14 protein-coding genes are annotated in these 18,540 nt (G+C 55.4%); 10 read left to right on the top strand and 4 right to left on the bottom strand.

Annotation, left to right across the window (positions count from 1 at the left end; all coding sequences use genetic code 11):
• Positions 1-281 precede the first annotated feature (281 nt).
• The gene (locus AUQ43_RS07975; RefSeq protein ID WP_062955744.1) at positions 282-1,130 is read left to right on the top strand and encodes an OmpA family protein; all 849 of its coding nucleotides are present in this window, start codon (positions 282-284) and stop codon (positions 1,128-1,130) included.
• A gap of 30 nt (positions 1,131-1,160) precedes the next feature.
• Entirely contained in the window at positions 1,161-1,358 is a 198-nt protein-coding gene (locus AUQ43_RS07970) for a YqaE/Pmp3 family membrane protein (RefSeq protein ID WP_062955743.1), read from the top strand.
• 89 nt (positions 1,359-1,447) lie between these two features.
• Here the strand turns inward: AUQ43_RS07970 and AUQ43_RS07965 are convergent, their stop codons facing one another.
• The 3 genes from AUQ43_RS07965 to htpG form a co-directional block, all read right to left on the bottom strand.
• Entirely contained in the window at positions 1,448-1,678 is a 231-nt protein-coding gene (locus AUQ43_RS07965) for a hypothetical protein (protein WP_062955742.1), read from the bottom strand.
• A gap of 3 nt (positions 1,679-1,681) precedes the next feature.
• Positions 1,682-3,016, bottom strand: a complete 1,335-nt coding sequence (locus tag AUQ43_RS07960; protein ID WP_232310627.1) for a deoxyguanosinetriphosphate triphosphohydrolase — start codon at positions 3,014-3,016, stop codon at positions 1,682-1,684.
• A gap of 169 nt (positions 3,017-3,185) precedes the next feature.
• Positions 3,186-5,060: a molecular chaperone HtpG gene (htpG, locus tag AUQ43_RS07955; RefSeq protein WP_062955741.1), complete on the bottom strand. Its 1,875-nt coding sequence runs from the start codon at positions 5,058-5,060 to the stop codon at positions 3,186-3,188.
• A 283-nt stretch (positions 5,061-5,343) separates the two neighbouring features.
• Between htpG and AUQ43_RS07950 the strand changes: the two genes are divergently transcribed.
• Positions 5,344-5,670: an HPF/RaiA family ribosome-associated protein gene (locus tag AUQ43_RS07950; protein WP_033067024.1), complete on the top strand. Its 327-nt coding sequence runs from the start codon at positions 5,344-5,346 to the stop codon at positions 5,668-5,670.
• A 243-nt stretch (positions 5,671-5,913) separates the two neighbouring features.
• Here the strand turns inward: AUQ43_RS07950 and AUQ43_RS07945 are convergent, their stop codons facing one another.
• A complete protein-coding gene (locus tag AUQ43_RS07945; RefSeq protein ID WP_062955740.1) occupies positions 5,914-6,504 on the bottom strand; it encodes an NADPH-dependent FMN reductase in 591 nt (196 codons plus the stop codon).
• A 114-nt stretch (positions 6,505-6,618) separates the two neighbouring features.
• Here AUQ43_RS07945 and soxR point away from each other — a divergent pair, with 114 nt between their 5' ends.
• The 7 genes from soxR to AUQ43_RS07910 form a co-directional block, all read left to right on the top strand.
• Entirely contained in the window at positions 6,619-7,080 is a 462-nt protein-coding gene (gene soxR, locus AUQ43_RS07940) for a redox-sensitive transcriptional activator SoxR (protein WP_062955739.1), read from the top strand.
• Positions 7,081-7,266: 186 nt separating this feature from the next.
• Complete coding sequence (locus tag AUQ43_RS07935) at positions 7,267-10,176, top strand: helicase-related protein (protein WP_062955738.1); 2,910 nt, start codon at positions 7,267-7,269, stop codon at positions 10,174-10,176.
• A 95-nt stretch (positions 10,177-10,271) separates the two neighbouring features.
• Positions 10,272-10,679, top strand: coding sequence for an RNA-binding S4 domain-containing protein (locus AUQ43_RS07930; RefSeq protein WP_062956020.1), 408 nt, complete (start codon positions 10,272-10,274; stop codon positions 10,677-10,679).
• A gap of 201 nt (positions 10,680-10,880) precedes the next feature.
• The gene (locus tag AUQ43_RS07925; RefSeq protein WP_062955737.1) at positions 10,881-12,602 is read left to right on the top strand and encodes a peptidase domain-containing ABC transporter; all 1,722 of its coding nucleotides are present in this window, start codon (positions 10,881-10,883) and stop codon (positions 12,600-12,602) included.
• Entirely contained in the window at positions 12,599-14,740 is a 2,142-nt protein-coding gene (locus AUQ43_RS07920) for a peptidase domain-containing ABC transporter (protein WP_062955736.1), read from the top strand. Before AUQ43_RS07925 ends, AUQ43_RS07920 begins: the two co-directional genes overlap by 4 nt.
• Complete coding sequence (locus AUQ43_RS07915) at positions 14,737-16,092, top strand: HlyD family type I secretion periplasmic adaptor subunit (RefSeq protein ID WP_062955735.1); 1,356 nt, start codon at positions 14,737-14,739, stop codon at positions 16,090-16,092. Before AUQ43_RS07920 ends, AUQ43_RS07915 begins: the two co-directional genes overlap by 4 nt.
• Before the next feature lie 144 nt (positions 16,093-16,236).
• Positions 16,237-18,540 (top strand): Ig-like domain-containing protein (locus tag AUQ43_RS07910; protein WP_232310626.1); only part of this gene is annotated, 2,304 nt, incomplete at its 3' end.

The raw sequence follows: 18,540 nt of genomic DNA, 5'->3' as shown, positions 1-18,540 counted from the left end.
TCCCACTGCTTTTTTTCATGAATTTGACTTCTATATATCTGTGGATAGGGTTAAGTATATCCATAATCTATGTTGTCTTGGGGCAATCGGCCAAGGACTTGGGGCTGGTCGACATTCGGGGTCAGGTCCTTTGATCTGATCGATAACAAGAACGGCATGGAACCGGACGGGCCACAAGGTCCGCAAGGATGAGGCATGAAAAGGCATTGGCAACAAATGCCGTTCGGCCTGAATAATGGGACTGGGATCCTGATAGTCGGTCAGACCAAGGAGTAAAACCGATGAAAGCTAAACTGCTTGCCGTTGTATCCGCCGCCGCCTTTCTGAGCGCGTGTGCAAATATGAACATCCCCGGAGTACGTGAAATGGCCGACGAAGGGTCGGCTTTTGACGCCGCTCTTCACCAGAATTACGCCGACCTTGCCCAGGCAGAATATGACGAGGCCGATTGGTCGGACGCGCGTTATTTCACCAACCGTTCCAAGACAGCAGCGATGGGCATGGATGGCGGACCGCAGGAAATTGCGGAACGTTCGCTTCCTGAAGGGTCCGGCGCTGAGGTCGAAGTTGCGCGTGCTGATCTGATGGCAGCGCTTGATGCAGGTGGTCGTGAGAAGGCTTCAAGTGCCGCAGCGCGTGCGCAGTCCAGCTTCGATTGCTGGTTGCAGGAACTTGAAGAAAACATTCAGCAGGAAGACATCGATAACTGCCGCGCGGCATTCTATCAGGCACTGGCAATCGTTCAGGCCGAACTTGACACTGCTCCGGCACCGATGGCGGCCATGCCGATGCCGGTTCCGATGAATGTCTATTTCGGTTTCGACAGTGCCGAGATCAGTGACAAGGCGATGTCGGTTATTGATGGTATCGTTGAGGCCTATGGCAAGTACGAGCCGGAAATGATCAGCCTTGTTGCCTATGCTGACCGCGCTGGCGATGCGAAGTATAATGACATGCTTGCCAAATCGCGTGTTGATGCGGTGGTCAAGGCATTGCGTGATGCCGGTATCCCGGCCAGCATGCTTGCAATCAGCATCAGTGGCGAATCCGATGTGCCGGTTTCGACCGCAGATGGCGTTGCCGAACAGGGCAACCGGGTTGTGACCGTGACTTTCGAAGACGGCATGTAAGCACGTCGAACCAAAAAGGGGATTTCATCCATGCGTCTATTGATTGCACTACTTCTGCCCTGGTTGCTTTTCTTTACCATCGGGCGTCCGATTGCAGGTGTGATTTGCCTGATCTTGCAGATCACTCTGGTAGGGTGGGTTCCGGCCGCGATCTGGGCCGTTTATTCGCTTAGCCAGTATAACACCGACAAGAAAATCAACAGCGCCATGGGTGGCGGTCTGGAATGACCCGCCCTGTCTGCCGGAAGGCAGGCAACTGAAAATCCGAAAAAGGAGGCAGGCCTATGGGCCTGCCTCCTTTTGTTTTGGGAATGTTGCTATTGCAGCTTTCGGCGTACGCCGCCAATAAACCGACCGATCAGGCGTGAAATGGCAAATCGGGTGACAATAAAGGTCACCACACTGGCAAGGGATGGCCAATACCAAGCCGCGATCTCGGGGCGTGTGCTTTGTTCGACGAGGCCATAGATGATGGCGGCGAATGCTGCTGCCCCCAGAAAAGCCGTGCGACGCCGATAGCGGGCAATGAAAGGACCAAGCAACCACATGGCCTAGTGCTGTCCGCCGCCAATGTCACGGGCAAGGCGTGCGGCGAAGTCATCGGTCATGCCCGATACATAATCAAGAATGACCAGATAAAGATCATAAAGCGATGCGCCGATGGGCATGGCATCATTACCAATCAGTTCACGCACCCGTCCGGCGCGATAGGGCAGGTCGGATTCCGATTTTGCATGATGGACCTCAAGCGCGGTTTTGCAGAATGTCTCAAGCAGGGTTTCGAGATGGGCGAAGGCCCCGACTTCAATCTGGACCTTGCGGCGGTTAAGAATGATCTGCTTTTCCGAGAACGACTTGGCTTGAACGATCAAATCGTTATAGGGACCATCTGCACATGCCAAAAGATCTCCCTTCCATTCACCGGCAAGCAGTGCTTCTTCGTTGGCGACAAATGCCTTTACCAGTGCATCGAGCAAACCGGTTATGATCTTGCCGCGCAGGAAGGAGATCTTGCGGCTGGTGTTCTGTTCGCGGGCATATTCCGAAGGCAGTTCGTCAGAGATGCAGGGCAGGAGCATTTTTTCCAGAACGGCGAAGTCGACGAGTTCAAGTTCCACGCCATCTTCAATATCAATCAGCGCATAGCAAACATCATCGGCGGCCTCGACAAGATAGACCAGTGGGTGGCGACAGAATGATTGTTCGCCTGTCCGGATCAGCCCGGTGGCATCGGCGACTTCTTCAAGTAGCGAGAATTCTTTCTGGAAGGCACCAAACTTCTTTTTCTCGGGAAACGGGCTTCCTGCTGCCGACCAGGGATATTTCAGAAAACTGGCCAATGTTGCGTATGTCAGGCGCATACCACCATCATACAGACCGGTCCGTTTGTTTGTCAGAAGGCGGAAACCCTGGGCATTTCCCTCGTAGGTCGTCAGATCCGCGAACTGTTCTGGACTGAGGCCTTGGGTGAATTTCGGGGCCGCATCAACGAACCACTGGCGGATGGCGTATTCCCCGGCATGACCAAAAGGCGGGTTGCCGATATCGTGACAAAGGGCTGCGGCCTGAACGATGGCGGCCATGTGGTCTGGCTCAATCGCGTCGGGCAAACTGCCCTTTTCATGCAATTGATGCCCGACCATCAAGCCAAGTGACCGGGCAATGCAGGATACCTCCAGACTGTGGGTCAGGCGGGTATGGACATTGTCATTTTCCGGCAGGGGATGGACCTGCGTTTTGCGCTGCAGGCGTCGAAAGGATGCGGAAAAGATGATCCGGTCGTAATCCTTGTGGAAATCTGATCGGCCAAAGGGCCCAACACTGGAATGACGGGTGCCAAGGCGCGCCGGTGATAGCAGTTTTTGCCAGTTCATCATCGCTGTCATCGTTTTTTGGCGCCTTCCGTTCGGACTTGAGTTCTTTGATAACTGGAGTGTTTATGCCGCTTGTTGGTAAATAAGCATTTTAAATTTTGCATAAACTTGGGTCCTGCCCCTAGCGAAAACGGCGCATCTGATGATGCGCCGTTTTGCAAAGATCGAATGTTCGGGGCAGTTAAGCACCCAGACCTTTTTCCATCACCAGATCAAGGCGGCGGGCGAAGCTGACCGGATCGGGCAGGGCTTCGCCTTCAAGAATGCGGGCCTGATCCAGAAGCAGCAGGGCTGCGTCATTCAGGATCGGGGCCTTGGCATCCTTGGTTGCGATGTCAGACAGCTTCTTGATCAGGCTGTGCTTCGGATTGATTTCAAGGATGCGCGGGCTGACTTCATCAACACGGTTGTGTTGTTTCATCAAACGTTCCATGCGCAGATCCATACCCATCTCATCGGCAATCAGACAGCAGGCCGAACTGGTCAGGCGATCAGATTCGCGAACGTCCTTGATCCCGTCGCCAAGGGCGACCTTGATGGCGGCAATCAGTGCAGATGCATCGCTTGCATCCTCATCCTTCTTGTCGTCCTTGTCCGCATCCTTGTCATCGGACTTGATGTCGTTAAGGTCCGCACCACCACGGGTGACCGATTTGAAGTCCTTTCCGTCAAACTGGCCAACAGATGGCATCCAGAACTCATCGACCGGATCGGTCAGAAGCAGGACTTCGATCCCCTTGGCGGCAAAGCCTTCAAGCTGCGGGCTGCGTTTAAGGGCGTCGATATCCTCGCCGCTGATGTAATAAATGGCCTTCTGGCCTTCTTTCATGCGTTCGACATAATCGGCCAGCGTCGTCCAGCCATCACCATGGGTCGAACGGAACCGTGCCAGTTTAAGGATGCGGTCACGGTTGGTCTGGTCTTCGTAAAGGCCTTCCTTAACGACCGAGCCAAAGTTTTCCCAGAAGGTTTCATAACCCTCAGGATCTTTCTTGGCAGCCGTTTCAAGTTCGGACAGGACCTTTTTGGTCAGGCCGTTCTTGATTTTGGTCAGAAGCGGATGGTCCTGCAACATCTCGCGCGAGACGTTGAGGGGCAGGTCCTGACTGTCGACCACACCGGAAACAAAGCGCAGCCAGGGCGGGAGAAGTTCATCGGCACCTTCGGTGATGAAGACCTTGCGGACATACAGCTTCAGATGGCCTTTGCGCTGCGGATCATACAGATCGAACGGGCGCATGGTCGGCAGATACAGAAGGCCGGTATATTCAATTGCACCTTCGGCCTGATAGTGGATGGTTTTCCACGGATCATCAAAGGCGTGCGAGGTGTGCTTGTAGAATTCCTTGTATTGTTCCTCGGTGATCTCGCTTTTCGGGCGGGTCCAGAGTGCGGATGCCTCGTTAAGCGTTTCGTCACCGTCGCCTTTCATCAGGACCACCGGAATGCCGATATGGTCGGAATAGGTTTTGACGATATGGCGCAGGCGGTGTTCGTCTGTGAATTCCTTGTTGTCGTCGCTCAGATGAAGGGTGATCTGCGTGCCGCGCCCTTCCATCTCTGCTTCGGAAATGGTGTATTCGCCCTTGCCGTCAGAGGACCATTTCCAGGCCTGGTCATCACCAGCCTTGCGGCTTACGACTTCGACCTTGTTTGCCACCATAAAGGCGGAATAGAAACCGACACCAAACTGACCGATCAGATCGACATCCTTGGCGTTCTCGGACTTCGAGACGGCATCAAGGAACTTGGCGGTGCCGGAATTGGCGATGGTGCCAAGGTTTTCGACCAGATCTTCCTTGTTCATCCCGATCCCGTTATCGGCAATCGTCAGAACATTGCGGACATTGTCCGTCAGCAAGCGGACCTTGAATTCAGCGTCGCCAGCGAGCAGTTCCGGTTTGGCAATCGCTTCGTAGCGCAGCTTGTCGCAGGCATCAGAAGCGTTTGAGATCAGCTCGCGCAGGAAGATGTCCTTGTTGGAATAAAGCGAATGGACAACGATATCGAGCAGGCGGCTGACCTCGGCCTCGAACCGCATTTTTTCTTCCGTCATGACCTCTTGTTTCTCCTGTAATTCAAACAATTATAAACCCTCCCCGATTGAGGCAGAGGGTCAACCAACTCAACGGTCTGGTTTCAACCGAGCTTGATATGCGTCAACGCACCTTGCAGCGCAAGTCCTGTATCCTAAGTATAAATATAGACGGTTTTTAACAGGGGCGTACAAACCACACAACAACGCCCCTAAAAATCCCGAAACTGCAAAGTTTTCGGGGGTGAACGGCAGGGTGCAATGCCCTGCTTTGCGTCCAAGGCTTTAAACAGGAGGCCGTATCATGAAGGTTCCCGTTCAAATCACCTACCGTGATGTTGATCAGTCAGATGCGCTTGATGAGCGTATTCGTTTCAAGGTGCAAAAACTGGAAGAAACCTTCGATCGCATGACCAGTTGTCATGTTGTAGTGGAACGCCCGCACGCGTCGCACAATCATGGAAACCGTTTTGCCGTGCATTTCGGTATCAATGTCCCCGGCAAGGAAATCATGGTTAAACGCGATAGCGCGGACCATGCCCACGAGGATGTCTATATCGCTTTGAAGAACAGTTTCCAGGCGGCCCGTCGCCAGCTCAAGGAATATGCCGACAAGATGCGGAACCACTAGGGTCCCTTATGAAGGCTAGGAAGACAAGCGGGGCGACCAGATGGTCGCCCCGCTTTTTCGTGTGGTGGCACGAGGTGGTAAAAAGGATGTATCAGCCCGGCACTGCGGGGCGGGGCGAGGGGGAAAACAGTGCCGGACTGATACGGGGTGTTGAACCGGCCGGGAGATGCCGGTTCAATTAACGGTCGAACGCGCGCCATGTGGTTGGCGAAATGCCAAGACCCGTTGCATCAGGTTTCCGGGTCATGATGCGATCGCCTCAATGAACTGGGCTTTGCTTTGCGGATGGCGCGCCTCACGCAGGGCGCCTGCCCACCATTTGAGGTCCGTAATCATGTGATGCAGGGCGGCGTTGGTGCCATCAAGGTCCCTGGGCAAGCCGTTCTCATCAAACTTGTCCCAGCCTTGGGCAAAGCTGACCACGTCGCGCATTGTCACGGCGTGCAGTTCGGCAAAGACAAGGCGCAATTGCTCAACAGCGCGCAGCCCGCCGGACACGCCGCCATAGGACACAAAGGCAACAGGTTTACGCTTCCATTCCTCTTTGGCGGCATCGATCAGAAGTTTTAATTCGCCAGTGAAGCTGTGATTGTATTCCGGGGTGACCACAACAAAGGCGTCGGCTTCTGCCAGCGAGGTGTGGAGCTGCTGAACCGAAGGGTGGCTGGCACCAACATGGGCAGCAGGCAAATTCAAAACAGCCGGGTCAATCGTCTCTACAGACAGCTCGCGATCCGTTTTCAACGTTTCAACGGCCCAGTTTCCAACGGTGTCGCAAAAGCGGCCTTCACGCGCACTGCCGAAGATAACGGCGATGTTAAATGTCTCTTTCACGGCTTTGGCTCCTTGCTAATTTCGCTTCATTGAGTAAAGTTCTAAAACCTCAACTAATGTTAAGGTCAAGCATGTTTTTTGAACTTGTCCAAAACAGTGACGGGAGCAGGAAAAATGGCGGAAAAAGGCGTGTTGCAGCGCTATTTAAGTGTCGGAGAAGTTGCGCGCCGGTGTGGCATTGCCGTGTCGGCTGTTCATTTTTATGAACGCAAAGGTCTGATCAGCTCCATTCGCACCGATGGCAATCAAAGACGTTTTCATCGCGGGGTCTTGCGTAAACTGGCGATTATCAAGGTTGCCCAGAAAACCGGTATTCCGCTTTCGGAAATCGGGGACGCGTTCGAAAAGCTACCCCCCAACACGGTGCCAACTGCCAAGGATTGGGAAAAGCTGTCCTCGCAGTGGCGCGATGACTTGAATGACCGGATTGAACAACTGACCCGGCTTCGCGATCAATTGGGGCAATGTATCGGCTGTGGCTGTCTGTCGATATCCGATTGCCCGCTGCGCAACCCTTATGACGAACTCGCCGGGGATGGCCCGGGGGCGCGGTTGCTGGAAGTCGAAGAAGAATAAGTCTTTGTCGCTGCAGTTACTGTCCTGGTCTGCTGGTGTGAGATGAGACAGTCCAGACGCCGCATGGTATGCGCATTGTACATTGCCCGGCGCGGGCAGAATGCTTGACATCGCGCCGGATCGCGTGTTGAAAGGCCCAATGATTGCGACGGCCCGGATCATTGGGCTGTCGATTGGAAAAGATTGATGCAGATTTCAACCCGAACCGGCCCACGTATCCTTGCCATATTGGGGCCGACCAACACCGGCAAGACCCATCTGGCCATGGAACGGATGTTGGCGCATACCACCGGGATGATCGGGTTCCCGCTCAGACTTCTGGCGCGCGAAAACTATGACCGCGCAGTGGCCAAGGTCGGCAAGGGGGCGGTGGCATTAATCACCGGCGAAGAGCGTATTCTTCCCAAAACGGCCCGCTATTTCCTGTGTACGGTCGAGGCGATGCCAATCGCCAAACAGGTCGATTTTCTTGCCATTGATGAAATCCAGATGTGCGCGGACCCGGAACGCGGCCATGTCTTTACCGACCGGTTGTTGCACGCGCGTGGTCGGTCGGAAACCATGTTCATGGGGGCGGAAACCATCCGCCCGGTGATCCGCAAGCTGGTTGATAATGTCGAATTTGATCGCCGCGAACGCTTTTCGACCCTGACCTATAACGGGGCCAAGAAAATACAGCGCCTGCCGGCCCAGTCGGCCGTGGTGACGTTTTCAGCCCAGGAAGTTTATGCCGTTGCCGAGCTGGTGCGTCGCCAGAAGGGCGGGGCGGCTGTGGTTCTTGGCGCGTTGAGCCCACGCACGCGCAATGCCCAGGTCGAGATGTTCCAGAATGGCGAGGTCGAACACCTGATCGCGACCGACGCAATCGGTATGGGCTTGAACCTTGATCTCAACCATGTCGCCTTTGCGGCGATGAAAAAGTTCGATGGCAAGTTCAATCGTGGTCTGACGGCGGCAGAAACCGCACAGATCGCGGGCCGTGCCGGACGTCATATGAATGACGGCACGTTCGGGGTGACGGGTAACCTTTCGGGGATTGATCCCGACATTATCGAGCAGATCGAAGAGCACGAGTTCGAACCGCTTGCAAAAGTGTTCTGGCGCAACGCGCGACTTGATTTCCGAACCGTTGGCGCGCTTCAGAAATCGCTGCGCAGGCGTTCGGATGACCCGACGCTTATTCTGGCGCGTGAGCCGGTTGACGAGATCATGCTCGATCACCTTGCGCGCAACGAAGATGTCGCACGTATCGCAACAGCGCCTGATCGGGTACAGTTATTGTGGGAAGTCTGCCAGATTCCCGACTTCAGAAATATCCATACCGATGCCCATCCGAGGCTGCTAACATCTATCTATCGCTATCTTGCGAAACCCGGAAGCAAACTGCCCATCGACTGGCTGGGCGAACAAATCTTGCGTCTGGATCGTTATGATGGTGATATTGACCAGTTGTCATCACGTTTGGCAGGTATTCGCGTCTGGACATATGTATCGCATAAGCATCACTGGCTCGAAGATGCCAATCATTGGCAGGAACGCACGCGGGCCATTGAGGACAAGCTCTCAGATGTGCTACATGAACGCCTGACCCAAAGGTTCGTTGACAGACGAACCTCGGTTTTATTGAAAAGTCTCAAGGACAAGTCTGAACTCATGTCTACCATCACTGCGAATGGTGAAGTACAGGTCGAAGGTGAATTTGTCGGCCGTCTTGACGGATTCCGTTTCATTGCTGATGAAACCGATGCTGCTTTTGAAGGCAAGGCTATTGCCAGTGCCGCACGTCGCGCGTTGACCGGCGAAATCGCCCAGCGCGTCAAACAACTTGAAACCGACGAAGACGACAAGTTCGCGGTTAACGGCAAGCTTGAAGTCCTTTGGAACGGTTCGTCGGTTGGTGTTCTGAAAAAGGGTGACACGGTCTTGTCGCCCGAAGTTCAGGTGATCGACAGCGAGTTCTTTGACGGTCCGACCCGCGAACGGGTGCGCACCCGTCTGCAGAATTTCATCAATGCCCACATTGAAACGCGTCTGAAGATGCTGACCCGCCTGCGCGATTGTCAGCTTTCCGGACCGATTCGCGGTCTTCTGTTCCAATTGAACGAAGGTCTGGGCTGTGTGCCGCGTTCGGAACTCGAAAGCCTGGTCAAGGACCTGTCTGACGAGGACCGCAAGGCGCTTGCCAAGCTTGGTGTGCGTCTGGGTGTTGAAACTGTCCATGTGCTTGACGCGCTTAAACCGGATCCGGTTGAGCTGCGCGGCATTCTGTGGGCGGTGGCACGTGAACTTGAAGCCCTTCCTGAATTGCCGCCGGCAGGCCGGACATCGGTCCCCAATGATCGTGCGAATTCCAAGGGGTTCTATCTGGCGGCGGGTTACATGCCGGTCGGTCCGCTTGCTGCGCGCGTGGATATGCTGGAACGTTTTGCGGCCCTTCTGCGTCAGAAAGCGCGTGAAAATGACGGCAAGGTGCGCCCGGATCCGGATCTTTTGTCCCTGCTGGGCTGCACGGTCGAACAGGCCGAAGGTGTGTTTACCGCACTTGGCTGGCGTGCCGAGGTGACCAAGGTCAAGAAATCCGAACTTGAAGCCAAGGAAGCCGATAAAAAGGCCGAAGAATCCGCCAAGGAGACCAAACCTGAAGCGGAAAAAGCCGAAGCCGAAACTTCTGATGCCACTGCAACCGAAGCCAAGGCTGATGCCCCGGCCGAGGAGCCAGCAGCACCGGCAGAAGCAAAGGCAGAACCGGCAGAGGTCGCTGCGGATGCGTCTGCAGAAGCAACGTCGGAAACGCCGGCGGTTGAAACCGATGCCGATGGCGACGAACTGGTCGAAGTCAAATATTTCGTCCGGGTTGATCGTCGCAAACGCGGTGGCGGACAGAACCGTGGTCAGCGCGGCCCGCGTCAGGAAGCCCGTGGTGGCGGCAAAGGTGGCCCGAAAGGCAAGGGCGGCAATCGTCCAAACCAGGGCGGCAAGGGTGGTCGTGGCGGCAAGCCGGGCGGCGGTCGCAATCATGCCCCCGAAAAAGCCAACCAGATCAATGAAGATTCGCCATTTGCCAAGCTCAAGGAAATGCTTGAAGCCAAGGGCTGATCATCTCAGATATTATGGCTGTGCGGCGACCCTTGTGGGTCGCCGTTCTGCTTTCCAAGTGTGTTGTATCCCGTTAGTGCAGGAAATCGTTGGCCGTGGCGGAACAGGCAGAGAAGCTCAGGATTGATAAATGGCTATGGCACGCGCGGTTTTACAAAACCCGGTCGCTTGCCAGCAAGGCCTGCCAGTCTGGCCATATTGTTTTGAATGGTCAGTCGGTTTCCAAGGCAAGCGTCACGATCGTCGTCGGTGACCGCCTTCAGTTCTTTCAGGGCCCGCATCTGCGTGTGGTCGAGATCATGGCCCTTGGTGTGCGTCGTGGCCCGGCACCGGAAGCGCAGACCCTTTATGCCGATCATTCGCCGCCGCGCATGCCAAGGAAAGAAGTCGCATCTGACATCCGCACCGCCCCCGTTGCCGAACGTGAAGCCGGGGCGGGCCGCCCGACAAAGGCTGAGCGCCGGGCACTCGATCGGTTGCGCGGCGAAGGTGGTGATGCTTAAAATGGTCTGGCGATACTGACGTTTATCCTGCCGCTGATCCGTGGCCGGTTATTCCCGGTAAGATGTAGATCATATCAGGTTGTGTTATTGCCACGATCTTCTTGCGTCTGGTGAGGCGATCCAGTATGCATCCTATCTGATGGTATATATCCACCACTTTGGTGTGGTGGATCTTGTAAAGTTCTGGAGCTTGCCAGCCTGATGAGACGTCGGTCTCGATTAAATATCGGTGCATTGTCGCACTTGCGTACCGGTCGCTTTGCACTGTTGATCACGGCTTTGGTGATCAACCTGCTGACGCTTGCCCTGCCGATTACGCTGTTGCAGGTCTATGACCGGGTGCTGCCGCACAGTTCGATCCCGACGCTGACGCTTTTGATCTTTGGGGTTTTGGGGGCAATTATCCTTGAAGCGATCATGCGTCTCGGGCGGGCATATATCTCGTCGCTTTCTGCGGCAAAGTTTGAGCATCACAGTTCACAACAGGCGGTAGGACATCTGCTGGCTGCAAGTTTGACCGACTATGGGAAAACTGCGCCGGGGCTGCATTTGCAGCGTCTTAACAGCCTGAACATGCTGCGCGATTTCTATTCCGGTCAGGCGATCGGGGCGGTTGTGGACCTGCCATTTATCGTTCTGTTCCTGGCTCTGATTGCGGTGATCGGCGGATATCTGGTCTTTGTGCCGCTGGCCATTCTTGCGGCGTTCCTTTTGACCGCGGTGTTTTTGGGTCATCAATTGCGTTCAGCCCTTGATGACCGGAGCCAGTCCGATGAACGGCGTTACAACTTCATCATCGAGACCCTGACGGGCATTCACACCATCAAATCGATGGCGATGGAAAACCTGATGATCCGTCGTCATGATCAGCTCCAGTCACAATGTGCGGGTGATGACCTGCGTGCAGCACGATCAGCGCATGCTGCGGTTAATGCCAGTGCGACATTTTCCATGCTGACCATGGTGCTGGTGGCGGCGATGGGCAGTGTGCTTGTGATTGACGGCGAACTGACGGTTGGTGGTCTTGCGGCCTGCACGATGCTGTCGGGGCGTTCGATCCAGCCATTGCAACGTGCCATGACCCTGTGGACACAGTTCCAGAACATTCGTGTTGCCCGCCAACGGGTCAATGAGCTGTTTGAGATCGAAGAAGAAGACGAACTCGGTGCGTCTGACATGCCACTGCTTGATGGCAAGATCGAACTGCGCAACGTCGCGTTCTCGCACGCTGACGGCAAAAAAATCTTTGAAGATCTGGATTTGAAGGTGGAGCCCGGTGAGTGCATCGCGATTACCGGCGATAATGGAACGGGCAAAACCACCCTTTTGTGGTTGTTGATGGGGGCCTTGCGCCCGGATCGCGGTGACGTGTTGCTCGATGGCAAGAACCCGGCAGACTACTCAGCCGAATCCACCCGTCGCCAGATTGCCTATCTGCCGCAACATGGTGTGATGTTCAAGGGAACGATCCTTGAAAACATTACCGGTTTTCGCAAGGAAATCAGCGTGGACCGCGTGATCGAGATTTCGCGGCGTCTTGGACTGGACAGCATCGTTATGCGCATGCCCGAAGGCTATGACACCGAGGTCGGCGGGCAGGCATCCGAAACATTGCCGCGCGGGGTGAAGCAGCGCATTGCTGTTGCCCGTGCCCTGATCGACTATCCGCGGATTGTCCTGTTTGACGAAGCCAACAGTTCGCTTGATATCGCGGGCGATAACATCATGACCAGCCTGATGATGGAGCTTAAACGCCACTGTACGCTGGTGATGGTATCGCATCGACCGTCGCTGATTGCGATGGCCAATAAACAGTACCGTCTGATCGACAAGCATCTTGTGCCTGTTCTGCGTCGTACCAACAAAACCGCTGCCCTTGGCGAGGATGCCAAGTCGCAAGCGGCCGGGACGGGGGTACGATGAAAAAACTCGAAAACATGGACTTTGCGCTGAACTATCGCATGGGCCTGGAAAGCACGGACGCGCAGTCCGATTTCGACGCATGTGTTTGGCCTTTGCTTCAGGCGCTTGGTTGGCGCGGATTGCCGCGTCAGGTTGCCGAGGCCCTGCCGCACATGGATCAGGCGCTTGATCTGACCGATTTCCGAAACGTTCTGGCGCATCTGAACTATCAGTCGCGCGAAATCGATGCGACGTTTGATCTGATTGATGAACGGATGATGCCCTGTCTGTTCGTTCCCGACGAAGGCACGGCCCTGGTCGTAATCCGCCCCGAAGAAAATGGCGTGCGTGTCTTTGACGGTGGCACAGACCGGGAAATGGTCATCAAGCTGTCGGCCATTCCGGGCAAGATTTATCAGTTTTCGGCGGCGGATCGTCGTGAACGTTATCTCGAAGATGATAAACGCGGCTGGTTTGGCGGCATTGCCGACCGGTTCTCGAAGCTTGGTTATCAATTGCTGACGATGACCTTTGTGCTCAACATCATGGCACTGGCGACGCCGATTTTCATCATGGGTATTTATGACCGGGTGATCGGAACGCGCTCCATTCCGATGTTGATCCAGTTTTCCATCGGGATCGGGATTGTCCTGATCCTGAGCTGGGTTTTGCGTACCTTGCGAAGCCAGATTGTCAGTCATTTCGGTGCACGGCTTGATACACTGGTCAGCGGTGCGATTTTCGAACGTTTGTTATCCTTGCCACCGGCCTTTACCGAACGCGCCCCGGTCGGCGTGCAGATTTCACGCATTCGCGATTTTGAAAGCGTGCGCGAATTTTTCACTGGGCCGATGGCTCTGGTGGTTATGGAAATTCCGTTCGTCCCGCTTTTCCTGATTGTCATGTTCTATCTTGGCGGCTGGCTTGCCCTGATCCCGATTGCCCTGATCGGGGTGTTCGCCCTGATCGGTATCGTGGCATTTCCGATTGTCGCGCGCCGCGTGTCCGAGTTGGGCCGGCATGGTGCAAGCCGACAGGAGTTTCTTGTGGAAACGGTCGGCAAGATGTCGGCCTTGAAATACACCGCATCTGAAAAACGCTGGCTTGCGCGTTTCCGCGATATATCTGCTGATACTGCCTATGCCGGTTATCGCGTTGCCATGGTCAATAACGTGATCAACACATCCGCACAGGTTTTGATGATTACGTCCGGTGCGCTTGTTCTGGCGTTTGGGGCGCAACGCGTGATGGATGCGCAAATGAGCGTCGGTGCGCTGGTGGCATCCATGATGCTGGCATGGCGGGTTCTGGGCCCGATCAATCAGGCATTTCTTGGATTGCCGCGACTGGCACAGTTGCGTGGCAGCGTACGCCAGATCAACCGGTTGATGACCATCGCGCCGGAAGGTGATCTGGTGCCGCGCTCGGTCGAGCAGCATCGTTTTGACGGGGCGGTGACATTTTCACGTGTCAGTTTCCGCTACACAGCTGATTCCGACCCGGCACTGGTCGGGGTGAACTTTGAAATCAAGCCGGGGCAGGTCGTGGCGGTTGTTGGTGCCAATGGTGCCGGTAAATCATCCCTGATCAAGCTTGTGGCAGGCATGTACCAGCCCCAGGCCGGCGCGGTTCTGATCGATGGGGCCGATATCCGTCAGATGGATCCGCAGACCTTGCGTCAGGCCATTTCCTATGTGCCGCAGGATATCGAGTTTTTCCGGGGGTCCATTGCGCAGAACCTGCGTTTGGCCAACCCGGTGGCCGCGCCTGATGATTTGCGGATGGCTTGTATGGCGGCTGGCATTCTTGATGAAGTCGAAGCGCTGCCCAACGGTTTCAAGACCCGTGTCGGCGATCAGCATTCTTCGCGCTTTTCTGCCAGTTTCCTGCAGCGTCTGGCACTTGCGCGTGCGCTTGTGCGTGAAGCGCCAATTATTCTGTTTGATGAACCTACCAATGGTCTGGACCAGCGGGCCGACCGTGCCTTCCAAAGCACGATCAATCGCCTGCGCGGTGGTTCGACCATCTTTTTGATTACCCATCGGCCAAGTCACCTGGATTTGGCAGACCGCATTCTTGTCCTTGATGGCGGGCAACTGCGCGGGGACGGCCCGCCCGAACGCATCAAGCAACAAGTGATAGACGGAGGCTACCTATGAGTGATGCAGCAGTTCGGGATACTGCGATTCAGCGGTTCCGGCGCTCGCGGCGCATGGCGCGCTATTTGTCGCATGCCGTGTTGCTTGAAGAGGGGGGCATTTCCGTCTTTGTGCGTTCCGCCATGGTGATGCTTTCGGTCGGCTTCCTTGCCTTGATCGCATGGTCTGCGACCACCGAAATCAAGGAAACTGCGATCACGTTCGGGCAGGTCATGCCAACCAGTGCGGTCAACAAGATCCAGCATCTTGAAGGCGGCATCATCGAAGAGATCATGGTGCGCGATGGCGACCTTGTTGAAAAGGGTCAGGTCCTTCTTCGCCTCAAGGCCGACGGGGCGCAGGCGGAGCTTTCCCAGACCGAAACGCGGCTGGGTAATTTGCAGCTTGAAGCCGAAAGGTTCCGCGCGCTGGCCGAGGGGCGCGAACCGGATTTCACAATTCTTCATGAACGCTATCCGGAACTGGCGCAAAATCAGGAGGAAATCTATCGCATTCAGACCGAACTTGATGCGAACCAGAACGAAATCCTTCAGGTTCAGATCAAGGAACGCAATGCCGAGCTGGCCCAACTGAGCGAGCAGGAAGCAACCCTTCGCAAATCAGTTGATTTGCTTAGCCAGGAAGTGACGATGCGCCGTTCGCTTTATGAGCAGGGGCTGAATTCCAAGGTTCTGTTTCTTAATATCCAGCGTGAGCTGAACGAGGCACAAGGCAACCTTTCCGGCGTGGTTGCCGAACAGGCCCGTGCACGTGAAACCATTGCCGAGGCGAAGCTGCGCCTCAATGAACTTGAGAAAAGCCAGCGCGAAGAATCAATTACCGAGCTTGGCCGATTGGGCGGGGAAATTGCACAGGCCCGTGAAGCATTGCGCAAACTGCGTGATCGCGTGGCGCGACTTGAAATCGTCGCGCCAACGCGCGGCTACATCAAGGGCCTGCAGTTCACCACCATCGGCGGGGTCATTGCGCCAGCACAGGTGGTGATGGAGCTTGTCCCGATTGACGATGTGCTGATTGCCGAAACCCGCATTTCGACCGAGGATATCGGTCATGTTCACCTTGGTCAGCCGGTGACGGTCAAGGTCAGCGCGTTTGATTTTATCCGCTATGGCGGGATTCAGGGTGAATTGGTATCGATTTCGGCCTCTACTTTTGTTGATGAAGATGGACGTCCGTATTATAAAGGCAAAGTTGCGCTGGAAGCCGATGCTGTCGGCGAAGGGGCAACAGCTCAGAAGATCATACCCGGGATGACGGTTCAGGCCGATATCCAGACCGGGGAGCGTACTCTTCTTCAATATCTGTTGAAGCCGGTTTATGTCTCGCTTGATCAAGCGTTTAGCGAACGCTGAGCAAAATTCTGGTCCCGCTGGAAATGTGATTCATTTCTACTGCCTGGCCGTACATTTCACTGGTTTCTATCAGTGATTCTATACTAAGGTATAGAAGTGTGGGCTGGGGCTATCCTGTCCCGCGCTTTACGGAGAATGGGTTAGATGGCGGACGATCTTCGCGATACTGAAAATTCTCGCTCTGACGACGGTCGGGGTGATCTTGACAACGCGGCCGCGCAGGAAGAAATCGAGCGCGGGCTTGGTCAGGATGGCGACGCGGACGAACTGGTCGAAATGCATGACGATCAGGACGGTTCTGCGCGTCCGCAAGATCAGGAGCAGGAACTGGGATCAGTGCATTACGGCACCCAGATCCGAAATCCGCAAGCTGAAGAACAGCAGGCCTTTCTGCGTCAAAATGCCGCCGCCCAGCGTCAGGAACGTGCGCAAGCCCAAGAGGCGACCGAACAGCAGACCCTGTCTCAGATTGAAAATGCCGAGATTGAAAACAATCTCGATACCGGGGCGGACAGCTTCGAAAGTAGCGGTGGGAACGACGGTGCTGACGAGCTTTCGTTGCAGTCCGAACCCAGCGCGGTCGAGTTGCCCGAGGTCCCGCTTTCGACCAATGATACGAATGCATTGCGTGGCGACCGTGAAGATGCCGGTCCCGCCACGGATGATAGCCTGCAACCCGATTTTGTGCCGCCAGCACAAGAAGCACCATCAGCAGAATCTGCAGTTGTTGAAGACGACCTTGAAGAAGATGACGAGCTTCTTCTTGATGACGAAATCGACACCGAAGACGAGATCGAGGTTGAAGAACCCAAGGTCGCCGATGCACCGAGCCTGAATGCTGGCGATGTGAGCGGTGCGGAAGACAGCGCGATCACGCTTGATCTGTCGGCGTCGCTAAATGACCTTGATAGTGGAAGTGAAACCCTGTCCATCACGATTTCCGGTGTCCCCGAAGGTGCCGTGCTTTCGGCCGGGACAGATAATGGCGATGGTTCATGGACGCTCTTGCCCGGGCAGTTGAACGGCCTGACCCTGACGCCGCCGGAAGATTTCAGTGGCAGCATTGATCTTGATATCGCGGCAACCAGTCGTGAAGCCAATGGTGATACGTCAACCGTCAATTCTGGCTTCACGGTTGACGTCACGGGTGTTGCAGACGGTGCAAACCTTGCTGTTTCTGACGCCAGTGGCCGCGAAGACAGCGCAATCGCACTTGATATCGATACCGAGCTTCTTGATGGCAGCGAAAACCTCTCGATCACCATCGAAGGTGTGCCCGAAGGTGCTGCGCTCTCGGCTGGAACAGATAACGGCGATGGCACCTGGACGCTTGATGTTGATCAGCTTGAAGGCCTGACCATTACACCCGCCGAGAATTTCAGCGGCGATATTGACCTTTCCGTTCTGGTTTCGACGACAGATGGCGATGACAGCGCCGTCGTAATGGAAAACCTGACCGTCGAAGTTGAAGGCGTTGCCGATGCGCCGACGCTGGATGTATCCGATGCGTCGGGCAACGAAGATAGTGCGATTGCGCTTGATATCGATGCAGGTCTGACGGATTCCAGCGAGACGCTGACCGTGACCATCTCTGGTGTGCCGGATGGCGCAACCCTCTCTGCCGGTACCGACAATGGCGATGGCACCTGGACCCTAAATTCTGATCAGCTTGATGGTTTGAGCATTGCACCGCCGGATGACTTCAGCGGATCGTTTGATCTTGGTGTGACAGCGACGTCTGCTGATGGTTCGGATGTTGCGACTGCCACCGACAGCGTCACCGTCGATGTTACTGGTGTTGCAGACGCGCCGACGCTGGATGTGTCCGATGCTTCAGGCAATGAAGACAGTGCCATTTCCCTCGATATCGATGCAGGGCTGACGGACTCCAGCGAAACCCTGACGGTGACGATCTCCGGTGTTCCGGATGGCGCAACCCTCTCTGCCGGTACCGATAATGGTGACGGTACCTGGACGCTGGGTTCTGATCAGCTTGATGGTTTGAGCATCACGCCGCCGGACGATTTCAGCGGGTCGTTTGATCTGGGTGTGACGGCGACATCTGCTGATGGTGAAGACGTTGCCAGCGCGACGGGTTCAATCACGGTTGATGTTGAAGGCGTTGCCGATGCGCCGACGCTGGATGCCAGCGATGCTTCAGGTAACGAAGACAGTGCCATTGCGCTCGATATTGATGCAGGTCTCACCGACAGCTCTGAAGCTCTGACGGTGACGATCTCCGGTGTTCCGGATGGCGCAACCCTCTCTGCCGGTACCGATAATAGTGATGGCACGTGGACACTGAGCTCTGATCAGCTTGACGGTTTGACGATCACACCGGCTGACGACTTTAGCGGATCATTTGATCTTGGTGTGACAGCGACATCTGCTGATGGTTCGGATGTTGCCACCTCAACCGGTTCGATCACGGTTGATGTCGATGGCGTC

Origin of the sequence: Thalassospira sp. MCCC 1A01148 (assembly GCF_001613795.1) — a bacterium.
GTDB lineage: Bacteria > Pseudomonadota > Alphaproteobacteria > Rhodospirillales > Thalassospiraceae > Thalassospira.
This window is presented reverse-complemented; position numbering and strand designations above follow the sequence as displayed.

What these genes read in the sequence shown, in the direction of transcription:
- AUQ43_RS07975 (WP_062955744.1), top strand. Translation starts at nt 282, where the DNA reads ATGAAAGCTAAACTGCTTGCCGTTGTATCCGCCGCCGCCTTTCTGAGC.
- AUQ43_RS07970 (WP_062955743.1), top strand. Translation starts at nt 1,161, where the DNA reads ATGCGTCTATTGATTGCACTACTTCTGCCCTGGTTGCTTTTCTTTACC.
- AUQ43_RS07965 (WP_062955742.1), bottom strand. Translation starts at nt 1,678, where the DNA reads ATGTGGTTGCTTGGTCCTTTCATTGCCCGCTATCGGCGTCGCACGGCT.
- AUQ43_RS07960 (WP_232310627.1), bottom strand. Translation starts at nt 3,016, where the DNA reads ATGACAGCGATGATGAACTGGCAAAAACTGCTATCACCGGCGCGCCTT.
- htpG (WP_062955741.1), bottom strand. Translation starts at nt 5,060, where the DNA reads ATGACGGAAGAAAAAATGCGGTTCGAGGCCGAGGTCAGCCGCCTGCTC.
- AUQ43_RS07950 (WP_033067024.1), top strand. Translation starts at nt 5,344, where the DNA reads ATGAAGGTTCCCGTTCAAATCACCTACCGTGATGTTGATCAGTCAGAT.
- soxR (WP_062955739.1), top strand. Translation starts at nt 6,619, where the DNA reads ATGGCGGAAAAAGGCGTGTTGCAGCGCTATTTAAGTGTCGGAGAAGTT.
- AUQ43_RS07935 (WP_062955738.1), top strand. Translation starts at nt 7,267, where the DNA reads ATGCAGATTTCAACCCGAACCGGCCCACGTATCCTTGCCATATTGGGG.
- AUQ43_RS07925 (WP_062955737.1), top strand. Translation starts at nt 10,881, where the DNA reads ATGAGACGTCGGTCTCGATTAAATATCGGTGCATTGTCGCACTTGCGT.
- AUQ43_RS07920 (WP_062955736.1), top strand. Translation starts at nt 12,599, where the DNA reads ATGAAAAAACTCGAAAACATGGACTTTGCGCTGAACTATCGCATGGGC.
- AUQ43_RS07915 (WP_062955735.1), top strand. Translation starts at nt 14,737, where the DNA reads ATGAGTGATGCAGCAGTTCGGGATACTGCGATTCAGCGGTTCCGGCGC.